This window comes from Dactylosporangium sp. NPDC049742 (genome assembly GCF_040674675.1).
GTDB lineage: Bacteria > Actinomycetota > Actinomycetes > Mycobacteriales > Micromonosporaceae > Dactylosporangium > Dactylosporangium maewongense.
Genome location: NZ_JBFANF010000033.1, coordinates 1 through 22,280 on the forward strand (window position 1 = coordinate 1; position 22,280 = coordinate 22,280).

Annotated in this window: 19 protein-coding genes and 1 pseudogene; 5 read left to right on the top strand and 15 right to left on the bottom strand. The window is 69.4% G+C overall.

Translation table 11 applies throughout. The features are described from left to right. The coding region (locus AB0J72_RS33220) for a 6-phosphogluconolactonase (RefSeq protein ID WP_363405497.1) at positions 1 to 405 on the top strand (405 nt) is incomplete at its 5' end. Positions 406 to 611: 206 nt separating this feature from the next. On the opposite strand, the gene AB0J72_RS33225 is transcribed toward AB0J72_RS33220, so the two are convergent. The 14 genes and pseudogenes from AB0J72_RS33225 to rsgA form a co-directional block, all read right to left on the bottom strand. Beyond that, the gene (locus tag AB0J72_RS33225; protein WP_363405499.1) at positions 612 to 950 is read right to left on the bottom strand and encodes an RNA polymerase-binding protein RbpA; all 339 of its coding nucleotides are present in this window, start codon (positions 948 to 950) and stop codon (positions 612 to 614) included. Positions 951 to 1,073: 123 nt separating this feature from the next. Then, positions 1,074 to 1,331 carry a preprotein translocase subunit SecG gene (gene secG / locus AB0J72_RS33230; protein WP_344503009.1) on the bottom strand — a complete coding sequence of 86 codons (258 nt, stop codon included), beginning with the start codon at positions 1,329 to 1,331 and terminating at the stop codon, positions 1,074 to 1,076. A 60-nt stretch (positions 1,332 to 1,391) separates the two neighbouring features. Further along, positions 1,392 to 3,092: an ABC transporter substrate-binding protein gene (locus tag AB0J72_RS33235; protein ID WP_363405501.1), complete on the bottom strand. Its 1,701-nt coding sequence runs from the start codon at positions 3,090 to 3,092 to the stop codon at positions 1,392 to 1,394. A gap of 235 nt (positions 3,093 to 3,327) precedes the next feature. After that, positions 3,328 to 4,110 (bottom strand): triose-phosphate isomerase, encoded by a 783-nt coding sequence (tpiA, locus tag AB0J72_RS33240; RefSeq protein ID WP_363405503.1) that lies wholly within the window; start codon positions 4,108 to 4,110, stop codon positions 3,328 to 3,330. A 3-nt stretch (positions 4,111 to 4,113) separates the two neighbouring features. Continuing rightward, positions 4,114 to 5,301, bottom strand: coding sequence for a phosphoglycerate kinase (locus tag AB0J72_RS33245; RefSeq protein ID WP_363405505.1), 1,188 nt, complete (start codon positions 5,299 to 5,301; stop codon positions 4,114 to 4,116). Further along, a complete protein-coding gene (gap, locus tag AB0J72_RS33250; protein ID WP_344503013.1) occupies positions 5,298 to 6,302 on the bottom strand; it encodes a type I glyceraldehyde-3-phosphate dehydrogenase in 1,005 nt (334 codons plus the stop codon). The genes AB0J72_RS33245 and gap overlap by 4 nt, the downstream gene beginning before the upstream one ends. Before the next feature lie 661 nt (positions 6,303 to 6,963). Beyond that, on the bottom strand, positions 6,964 to 7,944 hold the full coding sequence (whiA, locus tag AB0J72_RS33255) for a DNA-binding protein WhiA (protein WP_033359740.1): 981 nt from the start codon (positions 7,942 to 7,944) through the stop codon (positions 6,964 to 6,966). Further along, the gene (gene yvcK / locus AB0J72_RS33260; protein ID WP_363405508.1) at positions 7,935 to 8,906 is read right to left on the bottom strand and encodes a uridine diphosphate-N-acetylglucosamine-binding protein YvcK; all 972 of its coding nucleotides are present in this window, start codon (positions 8,904 to 8,906) and stop codon (positions 7,935 to 7,937) included. The genes whiA and yvcK overlap by 10 nt, the downstream gene beginning before the upstream one ends. Before the next feature lie 19 nt (positions 8,907 to 8,925). Then, entirely contained in the window at positions 8,926 to 9,798 is an 873-nt protein-coding gene (rapZ, locus tag AB0J72_RS33265; RefSeq protein WP_344503015.1) for an RNase adapter RapZ, read from the bottom strand. Positions 9,799 to 10,670: 872 nt separating this feature from the next. After that, positions 10,671 to 12,698 carry an excinuclease ABC subunit UvrC gene (gene uvrC / locus AB0J72_RS33270; protein ID WP_363405510.1) on the bottom strand — a complete coding sequence of 676 codons (2,028 nt, stop codon included), beginning with the start codon at positions 12,696 to 12,698 and terminating at the stop codon, positions 10,671 to 10,673. Positions 12,699 to 12,751: 53 nt separating this feature from the next. Continuing rightward, positions 12,752 to 13,174 carry a Rieske (2Fe-2S) protein gene (locus AB0J72_RS33275; protein ID WP_363405512.1) on the bottom strand — a complete coding sequence of 141 codons (423 nt, stop codon included), beginning with the start codon at positions 13,172 to 13,174 and terminating at the stop codon, positions 12,752 to 12,754. 140 nt (positions 13,175 to 13,314) lie between these two features. Further along, a complete protein-coding gene (locus AB0J72_RS33280; protein ID WP_363405514.1) occupies positions 13,315 to 13,824 on the bottom strand; it encodes a Rieske (2Fe-2S) protein in 510 nt (169 codons plus the stop codon). A gap of 456 nt (positions 13,825 to 14,280) precedes the next feature. Continuing rightward, positions 14,281 to 17,178: pseudogene (gene uvrA / locus AB0J72_RS33285) on the bottom strand (excinuclease ABC subunit UvrA); the annotation flags it as partial. Positions 17,179 to 17,327: 149 nt separating this feature from the next. Further along, complete coding sequence (gene rsgA, locus AB0J72_RS33290) at positions 17,328 to 18,353, bottom strand: ribosome small subunit-dependent GTPase A (RefSeq protein ID WP_363405516.1); 1,026 nt, start codon at positions 18,351 to 18,353, stop codon at positions 17,328 to 17,330. Between the two features lie 89 nt (positions 18,354 to 18,442). Here rsgA and AB0J72_RS33295 point away from each other — a divergent pair, with 89 nt between their 5' ends. The 3 genes from AB0J72_RS33295 (at position 18,443) to AB0J72_RS33305 (ending at position 20,381) form a co-directional block, all read left to right on the top strand. Next, complete coding sequence (locus AB0J72_RS33295) at positions 18,443 to 18,877, top strand: hypothetical protein (protein ID WP_363405518.1); 435 nt, start codon at positions 18,443 to 18,445, stop codon at positions 18,875 to 18,877. Between the two features lie 147 nt (positions 18,878 to 19,024). After that, positions 19,025 to 19,702, top strand: a complete 678-nt coding sequence (locus AB0J72_RS33300) for a maleylpyruvate isomerase family mycothiol-dependent enzyme (protein WP_363405520.1) — start codon at positions 19,025 to 19,027, stop codon at positions 19,700 to 19,702. An 85-nt stretch (positions 19,703 to 19,787) separates the two neighbouring features. Next, positions 19,788 to 20,381, top strand: a complete 594-nt coding sequence (locus AB0J72_RS33305) for an MBL fold metallo-hydrolase (protein ID WP_363405522.1) — start codon at positions 19,788 to 19,790, stop codon at positions 20,379 to 20,381. A gap of 2 nt (positions 20,382 to 20,383) precedes the next feature. Here the strand turns inward: AB0J72_RS33305 and AB0J72_RS33310 are convergent, their stop codons facing one another. After that, a complete protein-coding gene (locus AB0J72_RS33310) occupies positions 20,384 to 21,724 on the bottom strand; it encodes an ATP-binding protein (RefSeq protein ID WP_363405524.1) in 1,341 nt (446 codons plus the stop codon). Between the two features lie 110 nt (positions 21,725 to 21,834). On the opposite strand from AB0J72_RS33310, the gene AB0J72_RS33315 reads away from it, so the two are divergent. After that, complete coding sequence (locus AB0J72_RS33315) at positions 21,835 to 22,230, top strand: hypothetical protein (RefSeq protein ID WP_363405526.1); 396 nt, start codon at positions 21,835 to 21,837, stop codon at positions 22,228 to 22,230. Positions 22,231 to 22,280 lie beyond the last annotated feature (50 nt).

Here is a 22,280-nt window from a genome sequence, read left to right on the forward strand (position 1 = left end):
ATGGCCGCCGTCGACGCCGCCGCCGTCGGGTCGGTCGGGGCCGCGGGGTCCGCCGAGTCGGGTGGCGGTGCCGGGCTGCCGCGGTTCGACGTGGTGCTGCTCGGCGTCGGCGAGGACGGCCACGTGGCGTCGGTGTTCCCCGGCCACCCGGTCGCCGACGAGACCGGCACGACCGCCTCGGTGCACGACAGCCCGAAGCCGCCACCGGTACGCGTGACGCTGACCCTCCCGGCCATCAACACCGCCGCCGAGGTCTGGCTGATCGCCGCCGGCGACGGCAAGGCCGACGCGGTCCGCGAGGCCCACACGGCCACGCCGGCCGCCCTCCCGGCCGCCCGCGTCCGCGGCGAGCACCGGACCCTCTGGCTCCTGGACCGCGCCGCCGCCGCTTCCCTCCCCGTCTGACGCCCAGCCCTCCCTCATGATCCGGAGGACTTCGGGTCGCTTCGGCAGCACAACCTCTTCCGGATCACGGCACACATCACCGCGACTGGGGTGTCCTGCTCATGATCCGGAAGGATTCTTGTCGCCATAGGCACAACAAGTCTTCCGGATCATGGCGTACGCCATCGGCACGGCGGCAGCGTGGCTCGGGGTGGGGCTGAGGTCTGTCAGGCGCGGCGCTGGCGGAGGCGGGCCAGGGCCTCGGCCAGGATGGCCTCGCCGTCCTCGTCGGAGCGACGCTCCTTCACGTAGGCCAGGTGGGTCTTGTACGGCTCGGCGCGGGGTCGCTCCGGCGGCGCCTGCTCGTCCTGGCCGGCGGGGAGCCCGCACCGGGGGCAGTCCCAGGTGACGGGGGGCGTGATCTCGGCGGCGAAGGCGGGCTCGGTCATGTGACCGTTGGCGCACCAATAGGTCACGCTGCGACGGGCCGCCTGCTCACCGCGCTCGGCCCAACGCATGGGGCCGGAACCGACTCGGGTCCCGCGGATGGCGTTACCAGCTGCCACGGCTGCTCGCTCCTGTTCGTCGGGGGGGTGCGACGTCGTGCGGAGGCAGGAGTGTGGGCGAAAAACACCTGCGCGCGGCCCGTCAAACGGACCGCGCGCATGAGTCTAGAACGCGGAGCGTGCTCAGGCACCACCGTTTTGAACAATTTTCAGCCAGAGGCCAAGACCAACGATGCAGGCGAACCAGATGATGCCGACCAGCAGCGTGTAGCGGTCGAGGTTCTTCTCGGCGACCGACGAGCCGGCGAGGCTGGACGAGACGCCGCCGCCGAACATGCTCGACAGGCCACCGCCCTTGCCGCGGTGCAGCAGCACGAGCATGGTGAGCAGCACGCTCGTGATGATGAGCAGCACGATCAGGGTGTAGGCGAACGCCGTCATGGCGCGGTCGTCCTCTCGGTGGGCGGACAAGCGGTGCAGAGCAGAAGCCAGCTTACTGGACTATGCGAGTCCGAGGGCACACAGGTCCGGCTGCCCGAACTGCGGGTGGATGAAGCCGCCCCGGACGTTCGTGCCGGACATGCGCAGCGCCTTCATGTAGATGATCGGGATCGCGGCGGCCCTGCTCGCGATCTTCTCGTCGAGCTCGCCCCAGAGGAGGTACTGGCGCTCCGGCACCGACTCCTCCAGCGCCGCCGTGATGTCGTTGTTGATCTCGGCGTCGTTGAGCAGGGCGTAGTTCTGGTTGTTGGTCGCGTTGGCCTTGGTGGGGATGAGGCGGCCGTCGAACAGGGGCGGGATGACCGCGGAGCCGTTGGCCCAGTCGGGGATCCAGCCGGCCCAGAGCAGGTCGTTGGTGTTGGCCGGGTTGCCGATGACGTCGAAGTACGTCTCCGGGTCGATGCCGTTGACCTTGAGCTGGATGCCGATCTGCTGGTACGTCTCGACCATCGTCGTGGCCAGCCGACGGATGTCCTTCTGCTCCGGGATCGCCAGGGTGAGCGTCGTGGCGCACGGCTTGCCCTTGTTGCGCTGGTCGTCCATCAGCTTCATCGCCACGTCCGGCTTGCCCTCGACGTTGGCGGTGCTGTCGTACAGGTCGAAGTCCTTGTGGGCCTTCAGCTGCGGGGCGATCATCGTGTTGGCGTAGTCGCCGAAGACGGAGCCGCCCATCGCGGCGCGAAACTTCCGCTTGTTGAAGGCGAAGACCAGCGCCCGCCGGCAGTCCAGCTCGGGGATGCGCTTGGTGTTGACCGACAGGTACCGGATGCCGCCGTAGCTGCCCTGCACGGCCCGTGCGGACAGGCCGGAGTCGTTGACGACCTGCTGGACGAAGTTCGGCGCGACGTTCTTGTCCAGGTCGATCGTCTCGGCCCAGTCGCCCTCGCTCTGGATCAGGTTCGACGTGACGGTCGGCAGGTCACCGTTCGCCTGGATGATGATCTTGTCTGGGTACGCCTTGCGCACGCTGTCGGTCTTGCGGTCCCAGTACTGGTTGCGGACGTACACGAGCTGCTGGTCGGTGTTCTCCTGCAGCTTGTACGGGCCGTTGGAGAACGGCTTCTTGTCGTACTCGCCCTTGGTGTCCTGCTTGGCCTGGACCGGCGCGAACACGGACATCGCGGCGGTGTAGCCGAAGTCGCCGACCGGCTGGGACAGCGTGAACTTGATGTTGCGGTTGTCGACGCACTGCACGGACTGCAGGCCCTTGCCGTTGTTGTTGCCGCCGACGAACGGGCCCGCGTAGTTCTCGGTGCCGGCGAGGTACGTCTTCGGGTACGGCTGGGCGACCGAGAACAGGCTCGAGAAGCTGCGCTCCACGCCGTACTTCACGTCGGCGCAGGTGATCGGGGTGCCGTCCTCCCAGCGGAGCTCGTCCCTGAGCTGGAAGTCCCACACGCGGTTGCCCTCACTGGGGCGGCCGGCGTCGGTGGCGAGGTCACCGACGATCTCGCTGGCGGCCTCGCCGGGCTCGGAGCGGAACGTGGTGAGGGTCCGGGTGGTGAGGCGGCTGACGTTGGCCTCGGTCGCGGTCGCGATGCGCTGCGGGTCCAGGTGGGCCGGCATGGCGCTGACGACGACGCGGAGCGTCCCGCCGGTCTTCGGCGGCTGTGGGCGGTTCTCGGCGCCGGCGTCGCTGCAGGCCGCCGTCGCGAGCAGCGACAGGCCGGCCAACGACGCGACGAAACGCTTAGCGAGCATGCTCGGTCCCCACTCGTCATGGTCGGCCCGTTCGTGGCGGGCGGCCCTGGCTGTCTGCTCCCGCGTCCGGCGCGGGGCTGTCCGCGCTGTGCGCGAGCGTGTCCGACAACCCGGTGTATGGGCTGCGGACCAGGCCACTTTAGGCGGCGTTCATGCCGGACGGAACCGGGGGTGGGATACAAAACAGCGTCGCGCGGCCCGGGTCCGGACCGCGCGACGCTGCGTTCTGAGCTGGTTACTTGCCGAGGCGGCAGATGCGGACAAAACCCTCCGCATCGATGCTGGCCCCACCGACGAGCGCGCCGTCGATGTCGGGCTGCTCGATGATCGACGCCACGTTGTCGTGCTTGACCGAGCCGCCGTAGAGGATGCGCACCCGGTCGGCGGTGCCGCCGGTGTACTTCTCCGCGAGGCGGGTCCGGATCGCGCCGATGACCTCCTGCGCGTCCTGCGGCGTCGCGACCTTGCCGGTCCCGATCGCCCACACCGGCTCGTACGCCACGACGGTCTTCTCGACCTCGTCGGTCTTGATCTTCTCGAGGCCGGCGTCGAGCTGGGCGAGCGTGTAGCCGACGTGCTCGCCGGCCTCACGGACCGCCAGGCCCTCGCCGACGCACAGGATCGGGGCGATGCCGTTCGCGAGGGCGGCCTTCACCTTGGCGTTGACGAGCGCGTCGTCCTCGCCGTGGTACTGGCGGCGCTCCGAGTGCCCGACGACGACGTACTGGCAGCCGAGCTTCGCCAGCATCGCGCCGGAGATCTCGCCCGTGTACGCACCCGACGAGTGCTGCGACAGGTCCTGAGCGCCGTAGCCGATGAGCAGCTTGTCGCCGTCGACCAGCGTCTGCACGCTGCGGATGTCGACGAACGGCGGCAGCACGACCACCTCGACGTCGTTGAGCTGCTGCTCGTTGAGGCTGAACGCCAGCTTCTGCACCAGGGCGATGGCCTCGAGGTGGTTGAGGTTCATCTTCCAGTTGCCGGCCATGAGCGGCCGGCGGCCGGTTGCTTCTGCCATCGCTCAGGCCTCCAGTGCCGTGATGCCGGGCAGCGCCTTGCCCTCGAGGTACTCCAGGGACGCGCCACCACCGGTCGAGATGTGGCTGAACCCGTCTTCCGGGATGCCGAGCGCGCGCACGGCCGCGGCCGAGTCACCGCCGCCGACGACGCTGAAGCCGTCGATCTTGGTGATCGCCTCGGCGACGCCCCGCGTGCCGGCCGCGAACGGCGCCAGCTCGAAGACGCCCATCGGCCCGTTCCAGAACACGGTCTTCGCGGACTCGACGGCCTGCGCGAACAGCGTCACCGACTCCGGTCCGATGTCCAGGCCGAGCTCCTCGGCCGGGATCGCGTCCGCGGCGACGATCTGGGTCTTCGCGTCGGCCGCGAACTTGTCCGCCGTCACCACGTCGACCGGCAGCACGATCTTGCCGGCGCCGCGGGCGAGCAGGTCGGCGCAGGTGGCGACCATCTCGTCCTGCAGCAGGCTCTTGCCGACCTCGTGGCCCTGGGCCTTGAGGAAGGTGAAGCACATGCCGCCGCCGATGAGCAGCTTGTCGACCTTCGGCAGCAGCGCCTCGATCACGGCGAGCTTGTCGGAGACCTTCGAGCCGCCGAGGATGACCACATACGGCCGCTCGGGGTCGCCGGTGAGCTTCGACAGCACGTCCAGCTCACGCTGCACGAGGCCGCCCGTGTACCGCGGAAGCAGCGCCGCCACGTCGAACACGCTCGCGTGCTTGCGGTGGACCGCACCGAAGGCGTCGTCGACGTACACGTCGGCGAACTCGGCGAGCTGCGCGGCGAAACCGCCCCGCTCCGCCTCGTCCTTGCTGGTCTCACCCTTGTTGAACCGCAGGTTCTCCAGCAGCGCCACGTCACCGTCGCCGAGCCCGCCGACCGCGGCCCGCGCCGAATCCCCCACCGTGTCGGTGGCGAACGCGACCGGCTTGCCCAGCAGCTCGCCGAGCCGGTTCGCGACCGGCTGCAGCGTGTACTTCGGGTCAGGCTCGCCCTTCGGACGGCCCAGGTGCGACACCACGGTGACCCGCGCGCCGGCCTCACGCAGCGCGTTGAGCGTCGGCAGGACCGCCCGGATGCGCCCGTCGTCGGTGATCTTGTCTCCGTCGAGCGGAACGTTCAGGTCGGCGCGCAGAAGCACGCGCCGACCCTTGACGCCCTCGCTCAGGAGGTCGTCGAGCGTCTTCACAGGCCGGTGCCCACCAGCGTGACGAGGTCGACGAGGCGGTTGCTGTAGCCCCACTCGTTGTCGTACCAGCCGACGACCTTGACCTGGTTGCCGATGACCTTGGTCAGGCCCGCGTCGAAGATGCACGACGCCGGGTCGGTCACGATGTCGCTGGAGACGATCGGGTCCTCGGTGTAGGTCAGGATGCCCTTGAGCGGACCGTCGGCGGCGGCCTTCATGGCGGCGTTGACCTCGTCGACCGTGGTCTCGCGACCCACGGTGACGGTCAGGTCGGTGGCCGAGCCGGTCGGGATCGGCACACGCAGCGCGTAGCCGTCCAGCTTGCCCTTGAGCTCGGGCAGGACCAGCGAGACCGCCTTGGCGGCACCGGTCGAGGTCGGCACGATGTTCAGGGCGGCGGCGCGGGCGCGACGCAGGTCCTTGTGCGGGGCGTCCTGCAGGTTCTGGTCCTGCGTGTACGCGTGGATCGTGGTCATGAGGCCACGCTCGATGCCGAACGTGTCGTTGATGACCTTGGCCATCGGCGCGAGGCAGTTCGTGGTGCACGACGCGTTGGAGATGATCGTGTGGTTCGCGGCGTCGTACTTGTCCTCGTTGACGCCCAGGACGACCGTGACGTCCTCGCCCTTGGCCGGCGCCGAGATGATGACCTTCTTCGCGCCCGCGGCGACGTGGACCTTGGCCTTCTCGGCGTCGGTGAAGATGCCGGTCGACTCGATCACGACGTCGGCGCCCAGGTCGGCCCACGGCAGCTTCGACGGGTCGCGCTCGGCGAGCGCCTTGAACGTCTTGCCGTTGACGGTGATCTCGTCGGAGGTCGCCTTCACCTCGTAGGGCAGGCGGCCCAGGATGCTGTCGTACTTGAGCAGGTGCGCCAGCGTCGCGTTGTCAGTGAGGTCATTGACGCCCACAATTTCGATGTCAGCGCCCTTGGCCAGCGCCGCACGGAAGAAGTTGCGGCCGATGCGGCCGAAGCCGTTGATGCCAACCCGGATGGTCACTTCGACACATCTCCTCGCCTCGTCGCGGCCGGCCGTTGCCGATGCCGGTCGCCCGTGAGTGATCATGGCTCGCCCGGTCGTGGTCCTAATCGGTGAGGCCCATGAGCGGGGAGCGGCCGCGTGGAGCGGCATACGGACGGCTTCGTCGCCGAACAGGAAAACCCTATCGCCTGCACGGCATCGAACTCCCGCGGGGGTGTCTGAGCACACAGCCCGATCACGGTTTTCACCCTCCCTCGGCGGGGTGCGGGATTCGCCCGTGCCCCCGTGCTTCGACGTTGGGGACATTGTCTCGCCGGGGTACGACAAAAATGGGCGCGATCGAGGCGGCCTACAGCCGGTCGTCCACGCGGCGCGCCCCTCGCTCATGATCCGGAAGACTTTGAGTAGCCCCCGGTGCACAACCACTTCCGGATCACGGGAACCACCCGCCCCTCGTGATCCGGAAGGGTTACCCGCGGCCCCGGCCGCACAATGTCTTCCGGATCACGGGAACCGCTCACATTCCGACCGGTCGGCCCGCTTTACATGATCCGGAAGAGTTCGTGTGGCGCTGGGGCACACGGGACTCCGGACAATGTGCACCGCTCAGCCCGCGACACGTCCCGCCCCCCGAGGCGGTCGCGGCCGTCCGCGACGGACCGGAGTCCGCCTGGATGAGCTAACTGACCAGCATTTCCGGAGTGACAGCGGACTCGGTGTCGGGGATTCCGAGGTCGCGGGCGCGCTTGTCGGCGAGGGCGAGCAGACGCCTTATGCGCCCGGCGATCGCGTCCTTCGTGAGCGGCGGGTCAGCGAGCGCGCCGAGCTCCTCCAGGGACGCCTGCCGGTGCTCGAGGCGCAGGGTGCCGGCGCTGAAGAGGTGCTCGGGGGCGTTGTCGGCGAGGATCTCCATCGCGCGCGCGACCCGGGCGGCGGCGGCCACGGCGGCGCGGGCGGAGCGGCGCAGGTTGGCGTCGTCGAAGTTGGCGAGGCGGTTGGCGGTGGCCCTGACCTCGCGGCGGACCCGGCGCTCCTCCCAGGTGAGGACGCTCTGGTGCGCGCCGATGCGGGTGAGCAGCGCGGCGATCGCGTCGCCGTCCTTGACCACGACGCGGTCGACGCCGCGGACCTCACGGGCCTTGGCGGTGATCCCGATCCGCCGGGCGGCGCCGACGAGCGCGAGCGCGGCCTCCGGGCCGGGGCAGGTGATCTCCAGGGCGCAGCTGCGGCCCGGCTCGGTCAGCGAGCCGTGCGCCAGGAACGCGCCCCGCCACGCCGCGACGGCGCAGCACATGTTGGCCGACACGACGTGCGGCGGCAGGCCACGGACCGGCCGCCCACGGACGTCGAGCAGGCCCGTCTGCCGCGCGAGCGCCTCGCCGTCCTTGACCACGCGCACGATGAAGTGGCTGGCCTTGCGCAGGCCACCGGACGCGAGGACGTGAATCTCGCTCTGGTACCCGTACACCTCCGAAACCTCCCGCCGGAGCCGGCGGGCGGCGGCGTTGGTGTCGAGCTCGGCCTCGACGACCACCCGGCCGGAGACGATGTGCAACCCGCCCGCGAAGCGGAGCAGCGCGGCCATCTCGGCGCGCCGGCAGCAGGGTTTCGCTACATCCACCCTGCTCAGCTCGTCCTTGACCGCAGCGGTCATCGCCATTCTGTCGTCACCTCGCGGGGCTCAATCGAACTGTCGGTGGTGCTGCTCAGCAGTGGTTTCAAGGCTGTGGCCAGCGCGTGCGGGTCGTGCAGCGGTGCTCCGTCAGCGACAGCCATCGGTGCGAGCACCAGACGTGCACCCAGCGATTCTGCCGCACGATGGACCGGTTCGGGGTCGCCTACGGCTTTCCCGTCGGCAAGAACTACATCGACATGTAACCCAGGTAGGTAACGACGCAGGGCGGCAAGGTGTTCCGGCAAGGTCAGGCCGGCCGTCTCGCTGTCGGGCGCCAGATTGAGTGTGACCAGGCGCTTCGCGGGACTCATGGAGATCGCTGCCGCCAGTTCAGGCACCAGCAGATGGGGAATCACGCTGGTGAACCACGATCCTGGTCCGAACAGCAACCAGTCCGCGTTCTTCGTCGCATGTACGGCCTCCGAGCAGGCCTCGGGTGCCACCGGCACGAGCCGGACCCGGTCGATCCGCTTCGGGGTGACCGCGACGGCATGCTGACCGCGCACCGTCACCACTTCACCACACTCGGACAGGTCGGCCTCGATGTGCAGCGGCTGCCGCGACATGGGCAGCACCCGCCCGTCGCAGCGCAGCATCTGCGCCGCCTGGTCCAGCGCGACGACGGGGTCGCCGGCGAGCTCCATCAGGGCGCACAGGACGAGGTTGCCGACCGGGTGTCCGGCGAGGTCGTCGTTGCCGGCGAACCTGTGCTGGAACACCTCCGCCATCGCCTCCTCGTCGGCGAGCGCGGCAAGCGCCTGGCGCAGGTCCCCGGGCGGCAGGATGTCGCGGGTCGCGCGCAGCCGCCCGCTGGACCCTCCGTCGTCGGCGACCGTGACCACGGCGGTGATATCCAGCGGCGTGTCCAGATGGATCCGCCGCAGCGCCCGCAGGGACGCGGACAGCCCGTGCCCACCACCGAACGCGACGACCCGAACACCGCTCACGCCATCACCTCCGCTGCGCTCATTCGCGCCCCAGGTCTCGGTGCTGCGGTGCGGCGGCGAGACGCATCTCCCGAAGCCGCCGGGCGAGCTCCTCGGCGATCGCGACGCTGCGGTGCTTGCCACCCGTGCACCCGACGGCGATCGTGAGGTACCGCTTGCCCTCCCGCTCGAAGCCGGGAGCGGTCGCGTTGATCAGCCGGGCGTACGTCTCCACGAACGTGACCGCGCCGCGCTGCCCGAGCACGTACCGGCTCACGTCGGTCTCGCGTCCCGTGTGCTCGCGCAGCTCCGGCACCCAGTACGGGTTCGGCAGGAACCTCGCGTCGAGGACGAAGTCGGCGTCGGGCGGCAGGCCGTACTTGAAGCCGAACGACAGCACCGTGACCCTGATCTGGGTCGTGTCCTCCTCGCCGAACATCTCCTCGATGCGCCCGCGGAGCTGGTTGACGTTGAGGTGGCTGGTGTCGATCAGCACGTCCGCCTGCTCGCGGGCCTCCTGGAGCAGCTTCCGCTCAGCGGCGATGCCGTCCGACAACCGCCCGCCGCCCTGCAACGGATGCGACCGGCGCACGCTCTCGAACCGCCGGATCAGCACCTCGTCGTCAGCGTCGACGAACACCATCCGCGGGTTGAACCCCCGCTCCCGCAACGACTTCACCGCGCCCGGCAGATCGGTGGAGAACGCGTGACTGCGCACGTCGAGCACCATCGCCGTGCGCCGCGCCGCCCCCCGCGCCGCGAACGCCAGCTCCGCCATGTCGAGCAGCAGCGCCTGCGGCAGGTTGTCCACGACGTAATACCCGACGTTCTCCAGCGCCCGGGCGACCGTGCTCCGCCCTCCGCCAGACACCCCCGTCACGATGACCAGGTCGGTCGCCGTGCGGTCAGGCACCCCCGACGCTTCTTCGCTCACCACGCCGACGAGTTTATGCCGTGCCGTCCGCCCACCCGGCGGCTCGGTCGGTTTGTACCTTTTCAGGGTCCCTCAGCCCAACCCTTCCCCACCGAACTCCCCCATTCCCACAACGATCGGCAAACCGGAACGCCGACAACCGGCCACCACCATGATCGAAGGACGCCCCTGACCGTCCAGCCGACCACCACGCGACTTCGATCACTCCGCGTACAAGCGAACGACGGCACGGAAGCACCGATTGATGCCATCGACGGCACCGGACCCTTCGAGAACGACACCCGACCCGCACGCGGATCCCTCAGCCGACAACCCAGCCACCACCATGATCGAAGGACGACCCTGGCCACTCGGACAGCCACCACGCGACTTCGATCACGACGCCCACAACCACGCCCACCCGCGAGCAACAAGAACTCCCGCGCGAGTGCGGCGAGAGGGCAGCCCTGGTTGCGAACCCACGGCGGCGGCGAGGGCAGCGTCGGCGGTCGGCGCCATATGCACTGGTCGTGAAAGCCAACGACCGCGAGGAAGCACCAAGCAACGCCGTCAACGGTGCTGGACCATGTGAGGACGACGGCCGGGGAACATCACCGCGACCACGCCACCTGGCGCCCGACCCCCAGCCGGGCGGGAAGAACCCCACCTCCGTGCTGGCCTGACCTGTGACCAGATGGATCGGTGAACCCGCACGCGGGCAGCAACACAACGTCAGCCGACCCGCACGCGAATCCCTCAACCGACGACCCAGCCACCACCATCATCGAAGAACGACTTCGGTCATGACGACTATGACCACGATCGATCCGTCGGGAGGAGGCCGGGAGCCGTGGGCGATGTCGGCGGGTCGGCTAGGAGTCGGACGACGAAGAGGTCGGGTCGATCACCGGTGGTAAGGAGGCAGGAGCCGGCGTCAACGACGCGGCCGGCAAAGAGGGCGCAGCTGGCGCGGGCGGGGGTGGGCCGTTCAGAGCGACCAAAATCGCCTCCGCCGTCCGCCGGCCGATGCCCGGCACCTCGGCGATCTCCTCGATGCTGGCCGCCTTGAGACGCTTCAATGAGCCGAAATGGCGAAGCAGCGCTTTGCGGCGGATCTCGCCCAGGCCGGGGACGTTGTCGAGGGTCGATTCGGTCATGCGCTTGGAGCGCTTCTGGCGGTGGTACGTGATGGCGAAGCGGTGGGCCTCGTCGCGGGCGCGCTGCAGGAGGTAGAGGCCCTCGGAGGCGCGGGGCAGGATGACGGGGAACTCGTCGTCGGGGAGCCAGACCTCTTCGAGCCGCTTGGCCAGGCCGCAGATGGTGATGTCGTCGATGCCGAGATCGAGCAGGACCTGGGCGGCGGCGTTGACCTGGGGCTGGCCGCCGTCCACGACGACGAGCTGGGGCGGGTAGGCGAACTTGCGGGGGCGGCCGGTCGTCGGGTCGATGCCGGGGCGGGACGGGTCGACGTCCTCCTCGGCCAGCGAGTCGAGCTCGACCTTGGCGTCCAGGTAGCGGGCGAAGCGCCGCCGCAGGACCTCGGAGATGGCGGAGACGTCGTCGGTGGCGCCGTTGATGGCGAAGCGCCGGTATTCGCTCTTGCGGGACAGGCCGTCCTCGAAGACGACCATGCTGGCGACGACGTCGGTGCCCTGGATCTGGGAGATGTCGTAGCACTCGATGCGCAGCGGGGCGGTCTGCATGCCGAGCGCCTCGGCGATCTCCTCCAGGGCCTTGCTGCGGGTGCTCAGGTCGCCGGCGCGGCGCAGCTTGTGCTGCTGGAGGGCCTGCTCCGCGTTGCGCGCGACGGTCTCGGCGAGGGCCTTCTTGTCGCCGCGCTGCGGCACGCGGATCGCGACCCGGCTGCCGCGCAGCTTGCTCAGCCAGTCGGCGAGCGCGTCGACGTCGGCGGGCAGCTCGGGGACGAGCAGCTCCTTGGGCAGGTCGGCGGGGTCGGTGCCGGCCTCGGCGCCGTAGATCTGGCTGCAGAAGTGGTGGACGAGGTCGCCGGCGCTGAGGTCCTCGGTCTTCTCCACGACCCAGCCGCGCTGGCCGCGGACCCGGCCGCCGCGCACGTGGAACACCTGGACGGCCGCTTCCAGGGGGTCGTCGGCGAACGCGACCACGTCGGCGTCGGTGCCGTCGCCGAGCACGACCGCCTGCTTCTCCACGGCCCGGCGCAGCGCGCCCAGGTCGTCGCGGATGCGGGCGGCGCGCTCGAAGTCGAGCTCGTCGGAGGCGGCGAACATCTCCCGCTCGAGCCGCTTGACCATCGTGTCGGTCTTGCCGGCCATGAAGTCGCAGAAGTCGTCGACGATGTGGCGGTGCTCCTCCTCGCTGACCCGGTCGACGCACGGCGCGGAGCACTTGCCGATATAGCCCAGCAGGCAGGGGCGGCCGATCTGGCCGGCGCGCTTGAACACGCCGGACGAGCAGGTCCGCGCCGGGAACACGCGCAGCAGCAGGTCGAGGGTCTCGCGGATCGCCCAGGCGTGCGCGTAGGGGCCGAAGTAGCGCACGCCCTTGCGCTTGGCGCCGCGCATCACCTGCAGGCGCGGATAGGCCTCGTCGAGCGTGACCGCCAGATACGGGTAGCTCTTGTCGTCCCGGTAGCGGACGTTGAACCTGGGGTCATACTCCTTGATCCAGTTGTATTCGAGCTGGAGCGCCTCGACCTCGGTGCCGACCGTGACCCAGTCGACCTTCGCCGCGGTGGTGACCATCTGCTGGGTGCGCGCGTGCAGGGTCCACACGTCGGCGAAGTAGGAGTTGAGCCGCTGCCGCAGGCTCTTGGCCTTGCCCACGTAGATGACGCGCCCCGATGGGTCGCGGAACCGGTAGACCCCTGGCGTGTCGGGAATGGTCCCGGGTGCGGGTCGATACGTGGACGGATCTGGCACTCTTCGAGACTATCCGGGGGGTACGACAAAACGCCGACCCCCCGGAAGCACGCTCACGCCAGGGAGATGTTGTCCCCGTCGATCTTCAGGGTCTTCTCGGCCAGTCCCTTGGTGGCCGGGCCGTTCTTCACGGAGCCGTCGGCCGCGGAGAAGACGCTGCCGTGGCACCGGCAGTTGATCGCGCCGGCCGAGACGTCGGAGACGACGCACGACTGGTGGGTGCAGATCGAGCTGAACGCCTTGTACTGCCCGGCCTCCGGCTGGGTGACGACAACGCCGCCGCCGTCCTTGAAGATCTTGCCGCCGCCGACAGGGATGTCGGCCTTGGTCGCCAGGACGCCCGAGGCGGCACCGCCGGTGCTGCTGTCGCCGGTCTTGCCGCTGTCGTCACTGTCGTCTCCACAGGCGGCGAGTGCCGTCACGGCCGTGATTCCGGCTGCTCCGGCGAGCACCGCGCGGCGAGTCGTGTCACTCATAGGCTCCTCCAAGGTCGTTGGCCTGCTGGCTACGCCAGGAAATACGTAGATCATGGAGCGTACGGTTCAATGCTCAACAAACTCTGGGAATCCGTTACCCGCCCGTGACATTCACAGCAATCACGCGGCAAAGCCGGTGCCTAGGCCTCGACCACGTACCCTGCCTGCACCTTTACCGGCACAGCGTTCAACCCACGCGTCGCCGGCCCCCGCGCGAGGCTGCCGTCCGCGATCTTGAACTGCGAGTTGTGCCCCGGGCACATGATCGTCGTCGCTCCGGGCGACGGAGGCTCCACGGTGACCCCCTGGTGGGGGCAGCTCGCCTGGTACGCCTTGAACGTCCCCTGCTTCGCCTGCACCACGAGAATCGTGTCCTTGGCGATCACACCGCCACCGACTGGCACGTCCTTCACGGCGACCAGCGCACCCGCCGGCGGCGCGGCGTCGCCGGCGCCCGTCGCGGGCGCGGTGTTGTCGAACGGGTTGGCCGCGGTCGTCGGCGCGGCGGAGGCGGGCGGCTGGCTGCCCGTGGCCGCCGGGGTCTCCTCGTCGCCGCCGCAGCCCGCCAGCACCGTCACGCCGAGCGCGCCCGCGCCCAGCAGCAGTGCCCGGCGAGCCGAGCAGGGGTTGAACACGTCCTGAACCGGCACGTCTTGTCCTCCTGGGGTGAGGGCCTTGCCAGCGGCCACCGTAGCAGCGCCAGATCCACACCGTCCCCCGGTCGCCACATCCGCCAGCAGGCGACTCCTCCTCACCGTTTCGGCATTTCCGCTGGTACGACCGCTGCCGGCCGGACCGGAGGACACCGCCGGAACGGATAGCAGCCAGACGCCGGTCGATCCTCCGCGTCCGACACGCACGCGGAGGATCGACCGGCGCAGGTGGTGACCCGGTCAGCCCTTCGCGGCCGCCTTCTTCGCCGGGGCGCGCTTCGCGGGTGCCGCCTTGGTCGCCTTCGCGCGGGTGGCGGTCGCCTTGGCCGGCCGCGCGGCCGCGGTCCGGGCCGGCTCCGCCGCCGGGAGGTCGTCGGGCTCCACGGTCGTGACCGCCGCCCGGGTCCGCGGCGCCGCGGCCTTCCGGCCGGCCCGGACCGGTGCGGACACCGCGCCGTTGGCCTTGACCGCCCGGTCGCGGGCCGCGGTGTCGCCGCTGACGTCGCCCTTCAGGCCCAGCACCGGCCGCAGGAACTTGCCCGTGTGGCTGTCGGCGATCTCCGCGACCTCCTCCGGCGTGCCCACCGCGACGACCGTGCCGCCCTTGTGACCGCCCTCGGGGCCCATGTCGATGAGCCAGTCCGCCGACTTGATGACGTCGAGGTTGTGCTCGATGACGATGACGGTGTTGCCCTTGTCGACGAGGCTCTGCAGCACGATGAGCAGCTTGCGGATGTCCTCGAAGTGCAGGCCTGTCGTCGGCTCGTCCAGCACGTACACGGTGCGGCCGGTGGACCGCTTCTGCAGCTCCGACGCGAGCTTGACCCGCTGCGCCTCGCCACCGGAGAGCGTCGGCGCGGGCTGGCCGAGGCGCACGTAGCCCAGGCCCACGTCGTTGAGGGTCTTCAGGTGCCGGTGGATGGCGGGGATGGCCTCGAAGAAGCCCGCGGCCTCCTCGATCGGCATGTCGAGGATCTCCGCGATCGTGCGGCCCTTGTAGTGCACCTCGAGGGTCTCGCGGTTGTACCGCGCACCCTTGCAGACCTCGCACGGCACGTACACGTCGGGCAGGAAGTTCATCTCGATCTTGATCGTGCCGTCGCCGGCGCACGCCTCGCAGCGCCCGCCCTTCACGTTGAACGAGAAGCGCCCCGGACCGTAGCCACGCACCTTCGCCTCGGTGGTCTCGGCGAAGAGCTTCCGGACGTTGTCGAACACGCCCGTGTACGTGGCCGGGTTGGACCTGGGGGTGCGGCCGATCGGTGACTGGTCGACGCCGACGACCTTGTCTACCTGCTCGAGCCCGGAGATGCGGGTGTGCCGGCCGGGCACCAGCCGGGCGCCGTTGACGACGTTGGCGAGGACCGCGTGGAGGATGTCGTTGACCAGGGTCGACTTGCCGGACCCGGACACGCCGGTCACCGCCACGAACTGCCCGAGCGGGAACGGGACGGTCAGGTTCTGCAGGTTGTGCTCGCGGGCGCCGACGACGACCAGCTCACGGCCGGGCGTGCGGGGCCGGCGGATCTCCGGCGTCGGGATGCTGCGCCGGCCCGCCAGGTAGGCGCCGGTCACCGACTCCTCGGCGGTGATCAGCTCCTCGTACGGCCCGCTGTGCACGACCCGGCCGCCGTGCTCGCCGGCGCCGGGGCCGATGTCGACGATCCAGTCGGCGGTGCGGATCGTGTCCTCGTCGTGCTCGACCACGATCAGCGTGTTGCCGAGCCGCTTGAGCCGCGTCAACGTCTCGATGAGCCGGTGGTTGTCCCGCTGGTGCAGGCCGATGCTGGGCTCGTCCAGCACGTACAGGACGCCGACGAGACCGGAGCCGATCTGGGTCGCGAGCCGGATGCGCTGCGCCTCGCCGCCGGACAGGGTGCCGGAGGCCCGGTCCAGGGACAGGTAGTCGAGGCCGACGTCGACGAGGAACCGCAGCCGGGCGTTGATCTCCTTCAGGACCCGCTCGGCGATGAGCTTCTGCCGGTCGGTGAGGGTCATCGCGCCGAGCAGCTCCGCGCAGTCACCGACGGACAGGTTGCAGATGTCGGCGATGCTGTGCCCGGCGATGGTGACCGCGAGGATCTCGGGCTTGAGCCGGGACCCGCCGCAGGTGCCGCAGGGCACGTCGCGCATGTATCCCTCGTACTTGTCGCGGGACCAGTCGCTCTCGGTGTCGGAGTGCCGGCGCTCGATCCACTGCACCACGCCCTCGAAGCCGGTGTAGTAGGAGCGCTCGCGCCCGTACTTGTTGCGGTACCGGACGTGGACCTGGTCCTCCGACCCGTACATGATCGCCTTCTGCGCCCGCGACGACAGCGCGCGCCAGGGCGTGTCCAGCGTGAAGCCGGCCTCCGCGCCCAGGGCCTCCAGCAGGCGGAGGAAGTATTCGAGGGTGTGGCCGGTGGCCCAGGGCGCGATCGCGCCGCCGCGGAGCGTCTGCTCCGGGTCGGGCACGATCAGCTCCGGGTCGACCTCCTTCTTGGTGCCGATGCCGGTGCAGTCGGGGCAGGCGCCGTAGGGCGCGTTGAACGAGAACGAGCGGGGCTCGAGGTCCTCGATCGACAGCGGGTGCTCGTTGGGGCAGGCGAGGTGCTCGGAGAAGAGCCGCTCGCGGTGCTCGTCGTCCTCGGGCACGTCGACGAACTCGAGGATGACGATGCCGGCGGCGAGCTTCAGCGCGGTCTCGACCGAGTCGGTGAGCCGCTGCTTGGACGACGCCTTCACCGAGAGCCGGTCGACGACGACCTCGATGGTGTGCTTCTCCTGCTTCTTGAGCTTCGGCGGCTCGGTCAGCGGGTGCACGACGCCGTCGATGCGGGCCCGCGCATACCCCTTCGACTGCAGCTCCTGGAACAGGTCGAGGTATTCGCCCTTGCGGCCGCGCACGACCGGGGCGAGCACCTGGAAGCGGGTGCCCTCCTCCATCGCGAGGACCCGGTCGACGATCTGCTGCGGCGTCTGCCGGGTGATCAGCTCACCGCAGACGGGGCAGTGCGGCTCGCCGATGCGCGCATACAGCAGCCGCAGGTAGTCATACACCTCGGTGATCGTGCCGACCGTCGAGCGCGGGTTGCGCGAGGTCGACTTCTGGTCGATGGAGACCGCCGGCGACAGACCCTCGATGAAGTCGACGTCGGGCTTGTCCATCTGGCCGAGGAACTGGCGTGCGTACGACGACAGCGACTCCACATACCGCCGCTGCCCCTCGGCGAAGATCGTGTCGAACGCGAGGCTCGACTTGCCGGAGCCCGAGAGCCCGGTGAACACGATCATCGCGTCGCGCGGCAGGTCGAGACTGACGTCACGGAGGTTGTGCTCCCGAGCGCCACGGATGATCAGACGATCCGACATGCTTCCCCTTGGCAGTGAATATGTCCGCCAGCAGCGGCAAAGAGTCCGGCAGCGGTGATTTTGTCCGGTTCGGACACCGTCACGGTGCCAGCCGACAACTCTAGCCAGGGGGTATGACAATTTTCCGCGCCCGAACGAGGGAACCCCCGCTACGGGCGTGCCAGCCGTCGCCGGTCGCGGCTCTCGCGCTTGAGCCGCCGTACCGATGCCAGCTTCTGCTCTTTCTGCAGTTTCTGCCAACTGGCGAAGCGGCGGGGGCTGAGCTCGCCGTCCTCGACCGCGGCCCGGACCGCGCAGCCGGGCTCCTCACCGTGCCTGCAGTCGTCGAACCTGCACAGCGTCGCGAGCTGCGTCACGTCGGCGAACGCCCGGTCCAGGCCCGCCGCGGTGTCGAACATGCCGACGAGCCGCACCCCGGGCGTGTCGAGGACCGCACCGCCACCAGGCATGGGAATTAATGCCCGATATGTGGTGGTGTGCCGTCCACGTCCGTCGCCGCGCAACGCCTGCGTCTGCATCACCGGCGCCCCGGCGAGGGCGTTGACGAGACTCGACTTCCCGGCACCGGACTGTCCCAGGAGGCCGAGCGTCCGCCCGTACGCCACGAGCGGCCGCAACGCGTCGAGCCCCATCCCCGTGCGGGAGCTGACCGCATGGACCTCGACCCCGTCCGGCATCTGCCCGGCGAGCGCCTCCGGATCCGCGGCCAGGTCGCACTTCGTCAGGACCAGCACCGGCCGCGCCCCCGACTCCCACGCCAGGGCGAGCAGCCGCTCGATGCGCCCGAGGTCCGGCGACGGGTCGACCGGCTCCACGACCGCCACCGCGTCCACGTTGGCGGCCAGGACCTGGCCGAACGACTCCTCACCGGCGACGGCCCTGATGATCGCGGTGCGCCTGGGCAGCACCGCCTCGGCCGTCAGCCGGCCGTCCGGCCACGTCCGCACGACGAGCCAGTCCCCCGCGCACGGCAGCGCCCCGGGATCGGCGGCGGCACGCGCCAGCAGGCCCCCCGACAGGCTCGCGCGGAGCGGGCCGTCGGACGCGATCGCCGTACACACGCCGCGGTCGACGCGGCTGACCCGCGCCGGTCGGAAACCGGGCAGGTCGAACCGGCCGGAGTACAGCGCGGCGTACGCGTCGTCCCAGCCCAGAGCTGACAGGTCAATAATCATGAACATCCTTTGCGAACCCGTGTTCGGAAATCCACGGTAGGTAGCGCGTCCACACCGCGAAACCGAATATCGGGGCTATCGTCGGGTGCGTGCTCCCCTCGCATGTGCTGGCCAGCGCCGTCGGACTGCGCCTGGACCGGGCCGATGTCCAGTGGCACGTCTCACCCGGCCAGGACGACTCGCTCATGCGCTTCTGGCTGACGTTCGCCGGCGTCTCGTACGGCTTCCACGTCGGCGCCGAGGACGAGATCCTCGACGTCATCGTCGAGGAGCGCGGCACCGACGCCGACATGGGCGTCTACGGCCGGCTCGAGGTCAGGGCCGCCGCACCCCGCGACCCCGCCGCCGCCGCGGTCGGGCAGCGCCTCGTGGCCGTGCACGACCTGTACGCCGGCTACCTGGGCAAACCCATCGGCGCCCGGCTCAGCTTCGAGCGCGTCGACCTCAGCGTCGCCGACTGGGAGGACGAGCTGCACTGGGCCGCCGGCGACCTGCCACCGGCCGTCGGCGTCCGCCAACGCTGATCTTTTCCGCGTTCGCAGGTGTTGTACGAGCGGAGCCCCGTCACCGTCCACGGTCGGCTCCGGCGGATCTTGCCGGTGGCTTTGTCGGTGGCTTGTCGGTGGCTTTTGTCGGTAAGTCTTGTCGGTGGGGGGCGGTAGGGTTGGGCGGTGACGGCTGATCCACTCGTGCTGAGCGCGGAGCTCGACCGCGCCACCGCCCGCCTCCTCGACACGGTCCGCACCCTGGACGGCAACGGTCTGGTCGCCCCCTCCCGCTGCGACGGCTGGACCCGCGGCCACGTCGTGACCCACCTCGCCCGCAACGCAGACGCCTACCGCAACCTGCTGCACTGGGCCCGCACCGGCGAGAAGACCCCCGCCTACGCCAGCCGCGAGGCCCGCGACACGGCCATCGCCGCCGGCGCCCCCCGCCCGCACGAAGAGCAGCTCGCCGACCTCATCACCGCCTGCGACCTGCTGCGCGAGTCGATGGACACGATGCCCGCCGAGGGCTGGACCGCGCTCGTCGAGTGGGGCAGCACCGGCCCCGCCCCCGCCGCCCGCGTCGTCTGGGCCCGCATCTGCGAGGTCGAGCTGCACCACGTCGACCTCGACGCCGGCTACGGCCCGGCCGACTGGCCCGCCTCCTTCGCCCTGCGCGTCCTGCACGACCCCGCCACCCCACGCGTGGCGACCCTCGTCTCCGACGACGGCACGAAGCTGCTGACCGTCGAGGACGCCCCCGTCGTCACCGGCCCGGCCCACCTCCTCGCCGCCTGGCTCACCGGCCGCGGCGACGGCACCGGCCTCACCGGCGACCTTCCTTCCCTGGAGGCCTGGAAATGAGCAGCCCGGAGCGCAGCGCAGGAGCTGCGAATCAGCATTGCAGGTTTGGCTCAGGCCGGCGCCGGAGCGCAGCGGAGGCGACGGCATGAGCGGATTGACCTTCACCAAGCTCTCCGTCGGCCCGATGGACAACAACGCCTACCTGCTCACCTGCACCGCCACCGGCGACAGCCTGCTCATCGACGCCGCCAACGACGCCGAACGCCTGCTCCAGCTGATCGCCACCGCCCCGTCCGGCATCTCCACCGTGGTGACCACCCACCGCCACCAGGACCACTGGTTCGCCCTCGAAGACGTCATCGAGGCCACCGGCGCCGCCTCCCTGGCCCACCCCGCCGACGCCCCCGAGATCCCAACGGCCACCGGCACCCTCAACGACGGCGACACCCTCCCCCTCGGCGACTGCAACCTGACCGTCATCCACCTCGTCGGCCACACCCCCGGCTCGATCGCCCTGTACCACGACGGCCACCTCTGGACCGGCGACTCCCTCTTCCCCGGCGGCGTCGGCAACACGAGGGGCGACAAGGCCAACTTCGAGTCCCTCATCAACGACGTGACCACGAAGCTCTTCGACCGCTACCCCGACGACACCGAGTTCCACCCCGGCCACGGCAAGGACTCCACCCTCGGCGCCGAGCGCCCCTCCCTGCCCGAGTGGCGCGCACGCGGCTGGTAAACCTACGTCCAGAGGGTGTCGATGGGCATGACGTGCGTGCCGTCATCGTGGGTGTAGGCGAGGGCACCCGTGTACAGCACGAGCCCTGCCATCAAGCGGTCGCCGAGCCGAGCCCGAAGCGCCCGCATTCCGCGTAGGTCCTCGCCATGGACCCGCGTTCCGGACTTGATCTCGAACGCGATGACGTCTCCGTCGTCTCGCTCAAGCACGAGATCTACTTCGTCGGCGGCCGGCGTCCGGAAGTGCCCGACCGAAACTGGCGCGTCCCACCAGCTGACCTGCTTGAGAATCTCGCCGACGACGAACGTCTCGAGCAGGTGTCCGTACTCGGTCAGCACCGCTGGATCAGACTTCGCAATCTTCTCGGGCGTCAGCCCGAGCAGCCACGCCATGACACCGGAGTCGACCAGGTGCACCTTCGGCTGACGGGCGACCCGCGAGCCCAGCGTCGTACCCCAGGCAGGAAGCCGATGGACCAGGAACACCGCTTCCAACAGCCGGAGGTAATTTTCGGCGCTGCTCTTCTCCATGCCGACTGCCTGCGCCATCGCCGCGATGTTGAGCACCTGCCCCGACCTCGCCGCAAGCTGATTCAGCAGGCGAGGAAGCATCTCCCGCTGCCGCACCCGACTCAGCTCGATCACGTCACGCTCGATCACCAAGTCCAGGTAGTTGCTGAACCAGCGCGAACGTGACCGGCCAGGTGGACGCCGCAGCGCGACGGGCATGCCACCCGAAGTCACCCGCCGCGCATACTCGTCACGGCTGGTTGCTGACGGCTCCGCCGACCTTCCCGGCGATGCACCACTGAGCAACCTGTGGACGAGCGGGTCACTCCGACGGTCATCGATCTCCATCTGAGCAAGGGGCAGAACATCGATGATGTCAACTCTCCCAGTCAACGATTGACCAGCCTGCGGCAGTGTCGAATACCTGGTCGAGCCAGCAAGCACGAACCGACCAGGGCGCAGGTCTTGGTTGAGCTCTGCCTTGATCGCGTCGAGAAGCTCGGGAACGTGCTGGAACTCGTCGATGAACACCGGCTCGGGCCCGGCGACGAAACGGCCCGGATCGTTACGAACAGCCCCGCGGGTCGCCGGGTCATCACAGTCAATGACCGGTACGCCGAACTGCTGCGCGAGCATGCTCAACAACGTGCTCTTACCCACCGTCCGCGGCCCGTTCAGCACAACAGTCGGCTCCTCACGCAGCCGATCGGCCAGGACCTGGATCAGCCTGCGGTCAGCAAGGCCAGTTAGCGCACCATCCACCCCTGGGATACTGCCCATTTTTCCGTTTCTGAGCAACCTTTCTTCCGCATCTGCACTACCCAGTTTCCGCATCTGCACCACGGAACTTCCGCCAACCCAGGTTGAGCACTGGAACTTTGTTTGACGTTTCTTTCTCTGATTTGCTACTCTTGCTGCTATCAGGTCTACCGGACAGGAGTGCGATGCCAACGATCAAGGATGTTCCCGACGACGCTCACACCAAGGTCCAGCTCCTGGCGAACGCGTGGAACGTCAGCGACGGCGAGGCGGTTGCCCGCCTGGTCGAGCACTTCGCGCGATCACCAGCGCGAGCGCAGCCCCCAGCGGAAACCCGAGACGACGACCGAATCCGCATTCATGCGATCTATGACGCCACCCGGATCGAGGCGGTCTACGACCCGACGACCAAGGCGGTCACCATCACCAGCGGCAAGCTGGTGGGCAAGACCTACTCGACCCCCAGTGGTGCCGCGGTGGCGGTCGTCACCACCTACAACCCCTCGGTGAACCCCAACCGAAACGGATGGTCCTTCTGGATCTTGACTGACAATGGCGAGCTGCTGCAGTCCATACGTTGACGCAGCGCCGCCACCAACCATTGACCATCGATGTTGGCCTCCCAGACCCG